This window comes from Lysinibacillus sp. NPDC097162 (assembly GCF_044762185.1).
Taxonomy (GTDB): domain Bacteria; phylum Bacillota; class Bacilli; order Bacillales_A; family Planococcaceae; genus Lysinibacillus.
The window spans coordinates 181,560-196,026 of record NZ_JBIWDT010000001.1 but is presented as its reverse complement, the minus strand read 5'-3'; the positions used below and the strand labels follow the sequence as shown (position 1 = coordinate 196,026).

Genomic DNA, 14,467 nt, shown 5'->3' with positions numbered 1-14,467 from the left:
CTCCAATTGAAACTATCTTAAATTATTTAAACGCTCTGCTTGACTTAAAACATCTGTAATGCGTACGCCGAAGTTTTCATCAATAACAACAACTTCGCCCTTTGCAATTAAACGACTATTTACTAGAATATCAACCGGTTCCCCTGCTAATTTATCTAATTCAATAATCGATCCACTAGCTAGTTCTAAAATCTCTTTAACAGAACGTTTCGTACGTCCTAACTCTACAGTAACTTGCAATGGAATATCAAGTAGCATATTTAAATTTCTAGCCTCAGATTGAGAGATTACATTTGGATCAAAGCTAGCAAATTGTGCCTGTTGAACATTTACAGGTTGTACTGGTCTTTGTTGCGTATGAATTTGTTGCTGCTCTTGATACATTGGTTGCTGCTCTTGATACATCGGCTGTTGCACTGGCGCTGCTGGTTGTTGATATACAGGTTGCTGTGCTGGTGGCGCTGTATGTTGAACAGGTGGTGGTGCGATAGGCGCTTCTGGAGCAATTGTGGCTGCAACTGGCTCTTCAATCGCCTCTGTTTCACCTAATAATGACTTTACAATGTTTTGACTAAACTTAAGCGGTAATAATTGCATTAAGTTTGAATCGATTAAATTACCAATTCGAAGTCGGAATGAAACTTTTACAAGTAAATCATCTTCAGGAATATTATCTCGACCTTCATTTTGTGAAATATTCATTAAGTCGATTGTTGGTGGCGAAATATCCACTTTTTTGTTGAATACCGTCGACATCGATGTAGCAGCTGAACCCATCATTTGATTCATTGCTTCTTGCACTGCGCTTAGCTGAATTTCACCTAAGTCAGGTTTAGGATTTAAGCCGTCCCCACCTAACATTAAATCTGCAATAATAGCAGCATCTGATTGTTTAATAACAAGTAAGTTCATACCTGTTAAACCGATTGTATATTCAACTTGTACCGCTACATACGGATGAGGAAATTCCTCTTCTAATTTATTGCGGTTAATCATGGAAATACTAGGTGTAGTAATATCTACTTTTTGACCTAATAACGCTGAAAGAGCAGTAGCTGAACTACCAAAAGATATATTTCCTACTTCACCTAGTGCATCTTGAGCAAACGAATCAAGGTAATCCTCTACTCGTATTTCATTTGTTTCTTCTTTTGTAGAAGCTTCGCTGTCGTTTATTCTATCCTCCAACGTTTCGCCCCTTAATAACGCTTCAATTTCTTCTTGGGAGAGCATTTCATCACTCATCTTCGTCTCCTCCTTTCAAAGGGTCGATAATCTGGATTGCTAATTTTTTACCCTGTTTTCCGGGTTGTACTGTGAATTTAGGCAATGTACCTACTTTCAGCAGTAATGGATCATCAATTTTTTGTTCTAATTGAATAACATCACCGATTTGCATCATCAGGAAGTCTTCAATTGTGATATCCGTAACACCTAACTCTACAGAAAGAGGTAATCTAGCTTGTTTAACACGTGTTTCAAGCATTTTTGTTTGCTCAGGTGACATCTCTTTTGTATTTGTTTGCATCCAATAACGTACAGATAGATTCGGTACGATTGGCTCCAATACAACATGCGGGATACAAATATTAATCATACCGCTTGTCTCACCAATAATTGTATTCAATGAAATGACGACTACCGTTTCATTTGGTGAAATCATTTGTAAAAATTGAGGATTTACCTCAAGTTCTACTAGAATCGGGTCGATTTCAGCAACATTTTCCCATGCTTCGCGTAAATTGTCGAATGAACGTTCGAAGAGATTTGTCATAATTTTAGTTTCAATTTCAGTTAAGTTATCAACATTACTATGACTCGCTCCACTACCCCCCATTAAACGATCCAACATCGAATAGGCAATGTTTGGGTTTATTTCCATCAATATATTACCATCAAGTGGTGGCACTTCAAACACATTAATGAGCGTCATATTCGGAATTGATCGAACAAACTCTTCAAAGGGTATTTGGTCTACTGATGCTACTGTAATTTGCACGTAGCTTCTTAACTGTGCAGAAAAGAAGGTAGTTAGTAATCGTGCAAAATTCTCATGTATTCGGGTCAAACTTCGGATTTGATCTTTAGAGAAGCGCAACGCTCGCTTAAAGTCATAAACTTTAACCTTTCGTACCTCGTCCTCTTTTTTCATGTCATCCGCTGACATTTCTCCGGTCGAGATTGCGGAAAGTAGCGCATCTATCTCCGATTGGGATAACACATCTCCTGCCATTTGCCCACCTCCATTTCAAGCAGTTTCTAATTTTTATTGAAAGATGTAGGAGGTAATATATACTTGTTGAATTTCTCCCTCTTGCATCAATTCATTTAACTGTGTTTTTAATGCCTTTTCAAACATTATTTTTCCTGCCTTGCCATCCAAATCTTTTTGCTCCATTTCTGAAAGCTCTTGAATAATTAAATTATTCGTTTGGAAATCACGCTTCTTTAACTCTTCAGCAGCGTCCTTGCTAGAAGTTTGGATTTTTAGCGTCATGCGCACTACCCTTTTATCAGCAAGATTTGTCATAATTTCAGGAACATCAACAGATGCTTCTACAATATCGTCTATTGATGGTTCAAGAGATGCTGCAGGCTTATTGAATTGAGTAAATAATACAAACGCAATAACTCCAATAAGTATAATCGCCACTAGTACGATGATGATCATCGTTAATACTTTATTATTCTTCATCTTCTTCACCTCGTAGATGCGGGTTTGATAGTACTTGTATATTGTTATAAAAGGCTGTTACCTTTTGTCGCACCTCATCTTCACTCTGTAACACAATAATTTTTGTTCCAGTTGTTAAAGTAATAGTCGTATCTGGAAAAGATTCGACAGTTTCTATGTATAAAGCATTCAGTGTAAATGCTTTGCCATTTAGTCTTGTTAGTTCAATCATTGAAATAGGGCCGGTCTAGCATGAGAGCCGGCCCGACCCTCCCTCATATTGAAAATTATGTTTTAGAGCTCAAACGCATCTACAAATAACCCTTTACGGATTCGCTAAAATTACACTAGCATATAGTAGTTTAATATCTTAACGCGTAACCTTATAGATTCTTGCGTTCAAGACTAGAAATAACTAATTACTATCGTTTTAAGTTTACTAATTCTTGTAGAACTTCATCTGATGTAGTGATAATACGTGTATTTGCTTGGAATCCACGCTGTGCTACAATCATCTCTGTAAATTCTTCTGAAAGATCGACATTGGACATTTCAAGCGCCCCTGCCGTAATTGAACCCATACCAGCTACTGTTGCTACTTGGCCATAAGCTTCACCTGAGTTAGCTGTTGCTTGGAAATAGTTACTTCCTACTTTTTCAAGACCACCAGCATTTGGGAACTTAACCATAACAATTTGACCCGCATATTGTCTATATCCATTTGCATCCACATATTCAACCGTTCCGTCTTGACCGATACTTATAGATTTAGCTGTTGTCGGGATTTTGATTGGGTTGTTATCTTCAAAAGTAAATGTATCATTTTCCCCTAATAAATCCTCAGTTTCACCGTTCAGTGGGCTTGCTTCTTTATCTGCCTCGGCATTACTTTCAGTAGAGTCAGTTTCATACAATGTATCATTTGCATGACCAACTAAATATTTCCCTTCAGCATTCACTAAATAACCTGCGTTATCCATGTAGAAATTACCTGCACGTGTATAAACAACATTTGTATAGCCTTCTGCAACGCCATCAGTATTTGAAACGGAGTCAGCTACCATAAAGAAGCCTTCACCTTGAACTGCAAGGTCCAATGGTCGATCTGTCGTTTGGCGTGAGCCAGAACCGTGAACTGTATCAATTGCCGCAAGTGTTGAACCAAGACCTACTTGTAAAGGGTTTGTACCACCACGAGTAGTAGTTGCAGCTGAAGCACCTGCGCTTGTTTGAGATAGGATGTCTTTGAAAATAACGCGTCCTTTTTTAAATCCATACGTGTTAACATTGGCAATATTATTCCCGATAACATCTAGCTTTGTTTGGAAGTTTTTAAGACCTGAAATACCTGAATACATAGAACGTAACATAAGTTGTCGTTCTCCCTTCATTTTTTGAATTGCGTGCCTCTATCAGTCAGCACACATAGGCTTCCTTACATTAAGAAGGTCCAGCCTTAAAGCACGATTGTGCCATCAATATTAGTAAACAGTTGTTGCTTTGCTTCCGTGCGATCCATTGCTGTAATGACAGTAGCATTTTTAGCACTGACAATTAGAGCCGCTTGATCCATCAAGACTAATGGTTGTTTGACACCTTTTGAATGTGCCTCAAATACCTTGTCAGATACAACCCGCCATTCCTGTTCAGTAATCGCAATATTACGCTCTTTAATGCGTTCATTTGCATGCTTACTTACTTTTAGCTCCTGTTGATTCGTTGCCTCTTGTAAATGAGCACTAAACGATTGCTGGGTATTGATAGGTGTAGTTTGCGTTTGACGAATAGTTGGATGCAATGGGACACGATGAATTGAAAATTTATCCATCTTTCTCCACCACCTTTATTCGCTTATTACTGTAAATTCTTTCCCTGCTAGTTTTTTACCATTATCTAATTCGTAATAAATAATACCATCTTTGTTTGATACAGAGACGATACGCCCTTGTACATCTTGTTCTCCGTCATTGTAAGTGACATTTTTGCCAATTAACTTACTCGCTTGTACAAGTGGTGATTCAGTTGATGTATTGCTCTCACCTGTACTTGTATCTTTATTACCTAAAATCGCTGAAATGTTTCCAGGATAGATTTCCTTGCCATCATCTAAAATGAATACTGCTTCTCCATCAACAAATTTTAATGATTGGATAACGCCCGTACCTTCATTTATAACTGGCTTATTATCTTTATCTACTTCTTCTGTAAGTTCATGCCATTTTACTTCTTTTCCAACAAATGATGTATAGTTCATAAGCTGCGTTTGTTGTTGCGACATCAGTAATGACTCCATTGCCTTTGTCATATTTTGCATTTGCTCCAAAGATGAGAACTGCGCCATTTGTGCAATGAAATCACGGTCATCCATAGGGTTTGTTGGATCCTGATGCTGTAATTGTGTAATCAATAGTTTTAAAAATGCATCTTTACCAAGTTCACTATTACCAGTTTGTTTTGTTGGTGCAGTATAGTTGGAATAGTAAAGGTCATTTGTAATTTTATCTGCCACGTTTACACCTCCTCGTTTTCTAAATAATCATTAAAGGACATACCATCTTCGCTGTCCTCTTTTTGCTGCTCTTGTTCTTCTTGCTGCTGTTGCCTAAAGAAGTTATTAAAGAAATTTTGATCACGTTGTTGTCTATCAGCATCCTGCAACGATTGCGCAATATCGAGTCGATCAACTTGGATGTTTTGCTGGACAAAGGCTTGCTTTAATTGATGCGCTTGACTGTCAAGAAGCTCACGCCCATGTGCAGTTGAAGCAAGTAATCGAGCTGTTAAAACACCGTCATTTTGTACAAGTTCGATTCGAATGGTACCTAAATTTTCAGGATACAATTTTAACGTTAAACGCGTAATCCCTTGTGCATTCGAAATTTGAGCCTTATTGATGATTGCTTGCATTTCTTTCAGTAAAGCTTCCGACTGCGCTGGTTTAGCTGCTGGTAAAGTAACTTGGAATGTATCAGCTTTGGTTTGTACTGTATTAGCCGTCACCATTTCATTAGCACTTGTATCAGATTGTTTTGTCACTTGCACTTGTTGAATAACTTGCTGAAAACCTTGCAACGGTAATGTAACGGTTGTTTTTGTTGTAACTTGCTGCGCAGTTTGAATAGTTTCAACTTGTGTTTGTAACGCTGTTAAAAAATTATTAACGTTTGACAGTGCATTTTCTTGAGACATCGTCAAATCCGATTTTTGACCAACTAACTGTGCTAATTTTAATACTTGTAGTAGCTTCGTAGCATCTTCTGAAGGTACTTGCCCTTCACCTTGCAACGCAGATACAATTTGCGTCTGTAACAATGGAGCTTGAGCGTCTACTAAAGCTAAAAGCTCCCATACATCGCTCGCTTGCTGATCTTCATTTAGTAATTGTTGAACCAATTTTTCTATTTGCTCTTTATCAACATTCAATGCAGCCATTAAATTTTCTAAATTTAACATTTCATCCATAGCTACTGCTTTGCCATCTTCCCCAACTTGAAGCATTAACAAGCCTTCATCATGTGGAATTTCTAGTAAATCTAGTAATTCTTCGATAGATTGACTATTTAACACCTTATCTAGCTCCGCTAGCTTATCGTCACCTTGAGTATTATTACTTTGAGATGTTTTATTTTGTTGATTTGTTGAAGCAACAGCTTGTCCAAATACAGAACCAAATTTAGATATTTTATCTTTATCTGCTCCAGCATTTGTTTTCATCTCAGAACTGTTTGTTGACACAGCTTTCGAAGTAGCAGTACTTGGCTTCGTAGTATTTGGAGCACTCATGTTCATCAATGCAATATTCATGTTTTCACCTCCTTTACATAAATACATAAATGTTTTTTATTGTTTAGCCATCATTTCTGTATACTTTGCAGCATCTTGCGGATCCATTTTTTCTAGAATCGCTGCTAACTTATCCGGTTTCAAGCTCGATAAAATACGAAGTGCCTGTGCATCACTCATTTTTATAAGAACAGGTGCTGCCGCTTTAGGAGACATCTTATCAAAAGTAGACAAAATATCATTAAAGTCACGTTTCACATCATCTTGCTCTCTTTTTAATTTTTCAATTTCAAAGAGTAATCGCTCTTGCTCCGTCAGTAACTTTTCTTTTTCATTTGTAGTTGTATCTAATTTACTTTGCAATTGTGCAATTTCTGCTTCTTTTTCTTGTATTTCTGCCTGTAAGCCTACTACCTTGGAATCATCAATAACAAGGGCATCTTTTGCTTGTTGTTCTTCCGATTCAACAAAAGGTAGGTTACTTACTGCCTTTTTTCCTAAATCAAAGACGTTCGTATCCATTAACGTTGCCACAACGAGTAACACCGCTACCACGAACATAACAGGTATTAATATCCAGATGAAAAACTTTTGGAAACCTCCTGATTTACGTGTTGGCTGTTGTACTTCTAATTCAGTTTTAATACGGCTATCTCTTTTTGCCATGAAATCACCTGATTTCTTTCTTGAAATACGTAAGTGAAGATATTTCATCTAAAAATATGCTCTCAATGCGATCTTGTTCTTGTTGAAAAGACTTAAAATCTTTTTCGCGCATTTTTTCAAATTTACGTACTTCCAAGTTTTTTTCTAATAGTTTTTCTTCGTGCCAATTCATTTTTGAACGCGCCTGCACAACTTTTTGTTGCACATCCGCAATTGTCTTTTCAAGGCTATCAATAAAACGAGCATAGTGATGAATTTCCTCTATTGATGACCCTACAACTAAACGTTTCTGCTGAAATTCTATTAAATCCTCTTTCTTTTTCAGCAAGTCATAGAGCTTTGTTGCAACCTCTTCAAAAGAACGAACAGATTCCTTGTAGGCAATTTCAGTCTCGTTTTTTTCTTGCTCTCGAATGGTTAATACTTTTTCAAAACGATACATATAACTGACCATCCTACCTGCCACCACCGTTCGATAATGTAATTAACTCATTCTTACTTTCCTCAAGTGTCACCTTATCTAAATACCCTTGCTTTAAATAAGCTGTAATGAGTGGTTCATAATAAATTGCTTCATCAATTTCTTTTGAAGTCCCGCGTTTATATGCACCGATATTTATTAAATCCTCTGATTTGTCATATGTATAATAGAGTTCCCGTAAACGCTCTGCTGCCTTTTTATGCTCCGGCTCTGCCACATGATTCATCAAACGACTGACACTTTTTAGCACATTAATAGCTGGATATTGACCTTTATTTGCAAGGTTTCGATCAAGTACAATATGACCATCTAAAATACCACGAACAGTATCAGCAATTGGCTCGTTCATATCGTCGCCATCTACTAATACCGTATAAAAGGCTGTAATAGAGCCTTTTTCATTTGTTCCAGTCCGTTCTAATAACTTTGGTAAAATCGCAAATACAGAAGGTGTATAACCCTTCTGAGCAGGTGGTTCTCCGGTCGCAAGTCCGATCTCACGTTGAGCCATTGCAACCCGCGTTACGGAGTCCATCATTAACATCACATTTAAGCCACGATTTCTAAAGTATTCTGCAATCGCTGTCGCTGTAAATGCTCCTTTAATACGCATAAGTGCGGGTTGGTCTGAGGTGGCTGCGACCACTATGGAACGGCTTAAACCTTCAGGTCCTAGATCTCGTTCAATAAATTCACGCACCTCACGACCACGCTCACCAACCAATGCAATAACATTTAAGTCAGCTTGCGTATTACGCGCAATCATACCTAAAAGTGTACTTTTACCGACACCAGAGCCAGCGAAAATACCTACACGTTGTCCATTACCGACAGTTAGCATACCATCAATCGCTTTTACACCCACCTCAAGTCGTTCATTTATTGGTGGACGAGTAAGTGGATTAGGCGGATCTTGCTCAGTAGGTACTGACATTAAACCCTTCGGTAACAATGTACCATCTATCGGATTTCCCATTGAATCTAGTACTTTACCAATTAGCTCTGGTCCAACTTTAATTTCAAGAGGTGCTCCTGTTCCTTCTACTAAGCAACCAATTGATATTTCACGGAGCGAGGTGAAGGGCATTAAAACTACTATTTCATCTTTAAACCCAACGACCTCTGCTAAAATGATTTGATGTCCGTTTTTCGACGTTTCAACATGAATTTTACATACATCACCGATGGAACTATCAGGACCTTGCGACTCAATCATTAAGCCGACAACTCTCGTTACTCTACCAAACTTCTTAAAAGTCGGTATATTAGGAATTTGTTCGATTAATTGAGCCGTTTTCATCTAGATCATTCCTTACTTTCTAATATTTCATGTAGCTTTAATCTTAATTCATTTAATTGCTCGTCAATACTAACAACAATTCGACCGTGATTTGTTTCTATATAACAATCTGTTTCTTTTTCGAAATCTTCATCTACAAAAATCATAAATGGTACATCTGTTGGGAACATTTCTGCCAATTCATCGCGATTCGATGTAATTAAACCATAGTATGTAGGAGAAACGTAGATTTTTATTTCCTTCATCTCTCTCGCTTCTTTAAGCCCTCTTTGAACGATTGATAGAAACAGTTCATCGTTTTGCTCTAACGAAGTCCCAATAATACGTTGCGCAGCAGTTAAGCCTAGTTCCAAAATAATTGCTTCTTGGTCATCGATATATTTTTTTGCATTTTCCCCTGCTTGAGCGATGATTTCATTCGCTGTTTGAAGGGATTGTGCCATTGCTTCAGTGGCTCTATTTGTACCATCCTCATAACCTTGACCATACCCTTCATCATACGCTTCTTGTACGCGATTTGGGCGTTCTTCTTCCCAGCTTTGTTTCATATGCTCAATTTCTTGGAAGTGCATTTGCTTCTCTTGTTCAAAAGCTTCTCGTTCTACTTGAATTTTAGCTCTAGCCTCTTCAAGTAATCGATCACGTTCTGCAAATACATCTTCCATTGTCATATGATAATGGGATGTTTCATCTGTATCCATTTCGGGTAATTCAAACATATCACGAATTTGTATCTTCTTTACATTATCGCCATTGGACTGTGTATATACAGAACGGATGATTCTAGACAATGACGTCATCTCCTCCACCACGTGCAATAATAATCTCACCAGCATCCTCTAAGCGGCGAATAACAGCGACAATTCGTGATTGAGCTTCTTCTACGTCACGCAAGCGAACAGGTCCCATAATTTCCATTTCTTCTTTGAAAGTATCGGCCATACGTTGCGACATATTTCGGAAGATAATATCTTTTACTTCTTCGCTTGAAACTTTCATTGAAAGAAGTAAATCTTCGTTTTCACAATCACGAATAACACGCTGAATTGAACGATTGTCGAGCGTCACGATATCTTCGAATACAAACATGCGTTTCTTGATTTCTTCTGCAAGCTCTGGATCTTGAATTTCGAGTGCATCGAGAATCGTCTTCTCTGTTTGTCTGTCAACACCATTTAATACTTCAACGACTGCATCAATACCACCAGTTTCTGTGTAATCTTGCGTAACAGTGGATGATAGTTTTCGTTCCAATACAGATTCAATTTCACTAATTACTTCTGGTGAAGTTGATTCCATCATTGCAATACGTTTAGCAATATCTGCTTGTACTTCTTGCGGTAATGAAGATAAAATAACACCCGCTTGCCCTGCTTCTAAATAAGATAGAATAAGAGCAATTGTTTGTGGATGTTCATTTTGAATAAAGTTAAATATTTGAGCAGGATCTGCTCGACGTGCAAAGTCGAACGGTCGCACTTGTAAAGAGGAAGTCAAACGATTAATAATCGTTTGTGCTTGCTCCATACCTAATGCTTTTTCTAATACCGTCTTCGCGTAACCAATACCACCTTGTGTAATATAATCTTGCGCAAGGGCTATATTGTGAAATTCTTCAATAATTTCTTCTTTGACATTTGCTTCTACTTTTTTAACACTTGATATTTCTAACGTTAAACGTTCGATTTCTTCCTCAGTTAAATGTTTATAGACAGAAGCTGAAACCTCAGGCCCTAGTGAAATTAACAAGAGTGCGGCCTTTTGTTTTCCGGTTAATTCCTTATCTTTCTTGGACACAGCAGAACCTCCTAGTTAGTCTTCCGCAATCCAACTACGCAGTAACTTTGCAAAATCATCAGGCTTATCTTTCGCCATTTTTTCAAGTTGCTTACGACGCATTGTAGCTTCCGTTTCAATTTCTTCATTAATATCATCAATTATCAATTCTTCTTGTTCTTCTAGGATACTAAGCTCTTCTTCTTCTTTCGCACGTTTACGTGAACGGATGATGAAGAATGCCAGTAATAGAATAACAGCCAGTAAAATGCCTCCAACTACCCAAACCCACCATGGAATAACAGGTGTCTCAGGAGCAGTATCTGCCACTTTACCATTTAAAGGTTGGACTGAAACAGCCACTTTTTCATCTATTTGATCTTGTGTAAGTTCAGCAGCTACATCTTTTGAGATTGTTGTACGAACAATAGTACTTAAAATTTTCTCAATGTCTTGTCGAACACCATCTGGTAGAGATGCTGCGTCAGCAGCTGTTGGTGGCTCAACAATTACTTGGATACCGATATCTTGAATTTTATAAGGTGCCTCTTGAATATCTTTACGAATACGGTTGACGTCATTATTGATTGTTTCTTCCGTACGTTCGTAATCTCCATCTCCCGATGTACCTTCATTGTAAGTAGTGAAATTATCTGTTGTTGTTTCAGCTTCAGGTGTACCTGTTGCTGGGTTGCCAGTACCAGAATACTGCTCTGTAATACGTTGGGCGCTAATCGCAATCCCTTCCATATTCTCTTCATCAACTGGTGTCACTAAATTTTCTTCACGATTTTCCTTTTTAAAGTCAATATCTGTCGTAACAGAAACGATGACCTTATCTTGTCCCATTAAAGTACCTAGCATATTTTGCACTTGACGTTGCAAGTCACGTTCTACCAATTTCTTCATTTGCAATTGGCCTTCAGCTGTAGTTGTAGAAGTGCCATCTGTCGATGTAGCATTCAAATCAAAGTACTCTGAATATTGGTTAGAGATAACAATATTATCCGTATTTAAGTTTGGGATACTTTTTGCTACTAAGTTGTACATAGTGGCAATTTGTTGCTCTGTAAATTTATAGCCAGGATCTGTGTTCAATACAATGGATGCAGTTGCATCTTCTTTTACATCTTTTATGAAGACTCCTTCTTCAGGAAGAGTAATCATAACTTTTGCATCTTTCACGCCTTCTAGATTTTTTATTAGTTTAGCAATTTCTGTTTCAGTCGCAGCTTTTTTCAATAAATTAAATTCGTTGTCTGTCATACCGAAACCAGAGCTATTAGCAAATGAGTAATCGATCGTTCCAGTTTGAGGATAACCATCGGATGCTAGTTGCACCAATAATGAATCGACTTGTTCTTCGGGTACTAATATGGACGTTCCACCTGGAGCAATCTCATATTTTACGCCTTGAGAATCCAAAGCTTCTTTTACTTGGCCGATTTCTCTTGTCGATAAATCTTTATAAAGCGGAACATATGTAGTTTTTGTTGCAAAAAATGTAATGATAGCTGCAAGTAATATTACACCTACTAAAGAACTAATCATTACTATTTTTTGTGTTTTACTCCGACTTGTCCAAAATTGGCTGGTGTCGTTTTTTATTTTCGTCAATCGTTCATTCATTATGAATCCTCCGGTTATAGTGAATAACCTAGCAATCAATAATTCGCGATAATAGTGGAATCCCATGAAAACTAATACTCTAAAAACTTTGTTTCCACGGGAAGCCTAACGAAATGAATTGGTGGCTTACTTCACCAATTCATTCTAATTAGACACTCATTCGCATTATTTCTTGGTAAGCTTCAATCACCTTATTGCGAACTTCAATTGTTGCGTTTAATGTAATGCTCGCCTTTTGAGATGCAATCATTACTTCGTGCAACTCCACATCTCCACCAGTAATTAGCTTTTGTGTAAGATTATCAGAAGTAATTTGCTGATCATTCACTTTCGCTATTGCCTCTTTTAACGAATTCGCAAAGCTTTGCTGGGCTTCGTAAGGTGTTGTATTTAATTTGTTTGTTTGATTTACAACCTGGGTAGGTGTCATTAGTGAAACGGACGAAATTGCCATTATGTATCCATCCTTTCTTTTTTATTATTTACCGATTTCTAACGCTTTTGTTAGCATAGACTTATTTGCATTTAAAACAGTTATGTTCGCCTCATATGAACGAGTAGCAGACATTAAATCTACCATTTCTTTTAATGGGTCAACATTCGGCATGCTGACATAGCCATCTGCATCTGCATCTGGATGTGTCGGATCATACACTAATTTGAAAGGTGTTTCAGTATCTTCTTTAATTTGCGAAACTTTCACACCATTCCCAACACCGCTTTTTGCATTTTTACCAATTGCCACATTTAAAAAATTCGAAAATCGTCCTTCTTGCGCAGAAAAAGTAACAGATTTCCGTCGGTATGGCTCCCACTCCCCGTTTACTTGTTTAGCGCGAGTAGTGTCTACGTTTGCCATATTCGAAGAAATAACATCCATTCGTAAACGCTGTGCCGTTAAGGCAGAGGCAGTAGTATTCATTCCATGAAAAATAGACATTTATTACTTACCTCCTTTAATAACAGTATTAAGCGTATTTAACTTTCCATTTACACGGTCAATCAAAGCATTGTAGTAGATTTGATTTTCCGCTAATTTCGTTTGTTCCGCATCCATATCTACAGCATTACCGTTATTTCGATATCGTAAGTTAGTAACATTATTGACACCTGGTGTCGATTGTTTAATTTCGAAATCATAATGTCTACTATCTGTTCGATATGCCGATATAGAAATTTGCTTCTCATTCTCCAACATATCTTTAAAACTTACATTTTTCGCCTTATAATTTGGTGTATCGACATTCGCAATATTATTTGCGATTGTTTTATGATTCAAAGTTGCATAGGAAAGTCCGTTTTCCAGGCTACTAATAGTTCCTCCAAATAAGTTCAAAACCATTCACCTCATTTAATTTCAATCTATGTACTTCTTAATTTATCCAATAATACAATTGTAATTAAGATGATACGTAGTGTCTATTGTCTTTTGTCATTTTTTAATAGTATATACGCCCTATTTTTTAAGTTTGTTAACCAGGACAAATATGCCCCATCCCTACTGGCACTAGGCCTCAAAGCGTGTCGACTTTTTTCTAGTTATTTTACACTATTTCGACAGTGTTTACTGTATTAGTATCAAATATATCCCTTTTTATTACTACAGAGGGTTGGATTTAAATGACAAAAAGGGATTTTTCGGTAAAAAAAAGTTCCTTTTTACTATTTTAGACGTGACAATATAAAATACTCCTTCTAATTCCGTTGAGAACGTCTATACTTTTCGACAAAAAGGGCTAAAGGTCAGGATATGTCCATATATGGCAGTGATTTTCACTCCAAGTGGACGCTTTTAGGCAGGTTTAGTTTCAATCTTCTCACAACAAATGCCTTTTACCGTTAGCGTTTGCTCATCATGTTAGAGTAATGCGTATTAAACGAGTCTAATAAATGCTTGTCTCGCATCGTTAGCCGCCCTTTTTTAAAGTTAAACGACTACAAGTAATAGGAAGTACTTTTTAAAGATTAATTATGTATCATTTTTGTTACAAAGCAAGCCCTACCACCTAGTATTTTGCAGAAACAATACACCGGATATTCACAAAAATGACACATGTACCATTTATGAACAACCGACGCTCGCTCACACAAAGCAGAGTGGTAGGGCTTGCTTTATTAACTATTTGTATAGCTTACGCAAACAGAAAAAGCTCCCTCA

Annotated in this window: 17 protein-coding genes; all 17 read right to left on the bottom strand. The window is 37.3% G+C overall.

Annotation, left to right across the window (positions count from 1 at the left end):
• Positions 1-12 precede the first annotated feature (12 nt).
• Positions 13-1,245, bottom strand: coding sequence for a flagellar motor switch phosphatase FliY (gene fliY, locus ACIQXW_RS00930; RefSeq protein WP_402759408.1), 1,233 nt, complete (start codon positions 1,243-1,245; stop codon positions 13-15).
• Complete coding sequence (fliM, locus tag ACIQXW_RS00925; protein WP_340825843.1) at positions 1,238-2,233, bottom strand: flagellar motor switch protein FliM; 996 nt, start codon at positions 2,231-2,233, stop codon at positions 1,238-1,240. Before fliM ends, fliY begins: the two co-directional genes overlap by 8 nt.
• Positions 2,234-2,266: 33 nt before the next feature.
• The gene (gene fliL / locus ACIQXW_RS00920) at positions 2,267-2,695 is read right to left on the bottom strand and encodes a flagellar basal body-associated protein FliL (protein WP_340825845.1); all 429 of its coding nucleotides are present in this window, start codon (positions 2,693-2,695) and stop codon (positions 2,267-2,269) included.
• Entirely contained in the window at positions 2,685-2,906 is a 222-nt protein-coding gene (locus tag ACIQXW_RS00915) for a flagellar FlbD family protein (protein ID WP_173477756.1), read from the bottom strand. Before ACIQXW_RS00915 ends, fliL begins: the two co-directional genes overlap by 11 nt.
• Before the next feature lie 190 nt (positions 2,907-3,096).
• Positions 3,097-4,044 (bottom strand): flagellar basal body rod protein FlgG, encoded by a 948-nt coding sequence (gene flgG / locus ACIQXW_RS00910; protein WP_340825847.1) that lies wholly within the window; start codon positions 4,042-4,044, stop codon positions 3,097-3,099.
• 86 nt (positions 4,045-4,130) lie between these two features.
• On the bottom strand, positions 4,131-4,502 hold the full coding sequence (locus tag ACIQXW_RS00905) for a TIGR02530 family flagellar biosynthesis protein (protein WP_340825848.1): 372 nt from the start codon (positions 4,500-4,502) through the stop codon (positions 4,131-4,133).
• A gap of 15 nt (positions 4,503-4,517) precedes the next feature.
• Positions 4,518-5,183 carry a flagellar hook assembly protein FlgD gene (flgD, locus tag ACIQXW_RS00900; protein ID WP_340825849.1) on the bottom strand — a complete coding sequence of 222 codons (666 nt, stop codon included), beginning with the start codon at positions 5,181-5,183 and terminating at the stop codon, positions 4,518-4,520.
• 2 nt (positions 5,184-5,185) lie between these two features.
• The gene (locus ACIQXW_RS00895; RefSeq protein ID WP_402759405.1) at positions 5,186-6,478 is read right to left on the bottom strand and encodes a flagellar hook-length control protein FliK; all 1,293 of its coding nucleotides are present in this window, start codon (positions 6,476-6,478) and stop codon (positions 5,186-5,188) included.
• 36 nt (positions 6,479-6,514) lie between these two features.
• Positions 6,515-7,123, bottom strand: a complete 609-nt coding sequence (locus tag ACIQXW_RS00890; protein ID WP_340826523.1) for a MotE family protein — start codon at positions 7,121-7,123, stop codon at positions 6,515-6,517.
• 4 nt (positions 7,124-7,127) lie between these two features.
• The gene (gene fliJ / locus ACIQXW_RS00885; RefSeq protein ID WP_340825852.1) at positions 7,128-7,577 is read right to left on the bottom strand and encodes a flagellar export protein FliJ; all 450 of its coding nucleotides are present in this window, start codon (positions 7,575-7,577) and stop codon (positions 7,128-7,130) included.
• 1 nt (position 7,578) lies between these two features.
• Positions 7,579-8,904: a flagellar protein export ATPase FliI gene (fliI, locus tag ACIQXW_RS00880; protein WP_340825853.1), complete on the bottom strand. Its 1,326-nt coding sequence runs from the start codon at positions 8,902-8,904 to the stop codon at positions 7,579-7,581.
• A gap of 5 nt (positions 8,905-8,909) precedes the next feature.
• Positions 8,910-9,695 carry a flagellar assembly protein FliH gene (gene fliH / locus ACIQXW_RS00875; RefSeq protein ID WP_401020381.1) on the bottom strand — a complete coding sequence of 262 codons (786 nt, stop codon included), beginning with the start codon at positions 9,693-9,695 and terminating at the stop codon, positions 8,910-8,912.
• Positions 9,688-10,701 carry a flagellar motor switch protein FliG gene (gene fliG, locus ACIQXW_RS00870; RefSeq protein WP_173477764.1) on the bottom strand — a complete coding sequence of 338 codons (1,014 nt, stop codon included), beginning with the start codon at positions 10,699-10,701 and terminating at the stop codon, positions 9,688-9,690. The genes fliH and fliG overlap by 8 nt, the downstream gene beginning before the upstream one ends.
• Before the next feature lie 15 nt (positions 10,702-10,716).
• Positions 10,717-12,309, bottom strand: coding sequence for a flagellar basal-body MS-ring/collar protein FliF (gene fliF, locus ACIQXW_RS00865; protein ID WP_340825855.1), 1,593 nt, complete (start codon positions 12,307-12,309; stop codon positions 10,717-10,719).
• 148 nt (positions 12,310-12,457) lie between these two features.
• The gene (fliE, locus tag ACIQXW_RS00860) at positions 12,458-12,763 is read right to left on the bottom strand and encodes a flagellar hook-basal body complex protein FliE (protein WP_340825856.1); all 306 of its coding nucleotides are present in this window, start codon (positions 12,761-12,763) and stop codon (positions 12,458-12,460) included.
• 24 nt (positions 12,764-12,787) lie between these two features.
• The gene (flgC, locus tag ACIQXW_RS00855) at positions 12,788-13,249 is read right to left on the bottom strand and encodes a flagellar basal body rod protein FlgC (RefSeq protein ID WP_340825857.1); all 462 of its coding nucleotides are present in this window, start codon (positions 13,247-13,249) and stop codon (positions 12,788-12,790) included.
• A 3-nt stretch (positions 13,250-13,252) separates the two neighbouring features.
• Positions 13,253-13,645 carry a flagellar basal body rod protein FlgB gene (flgB, locus tag ACIQXW_RS00850; protein WP_401020385.1) on the bottom strand — a complete coding sequence of 131 codons (393 nt, stop codon included), beginning with the start codon at positions 13,643-13,645 and terminating at the stop codon, positions 13,253-13,255.
• Between the last annotated feature and the right edge of the window lie 822 nt (positions 13,646-14,467).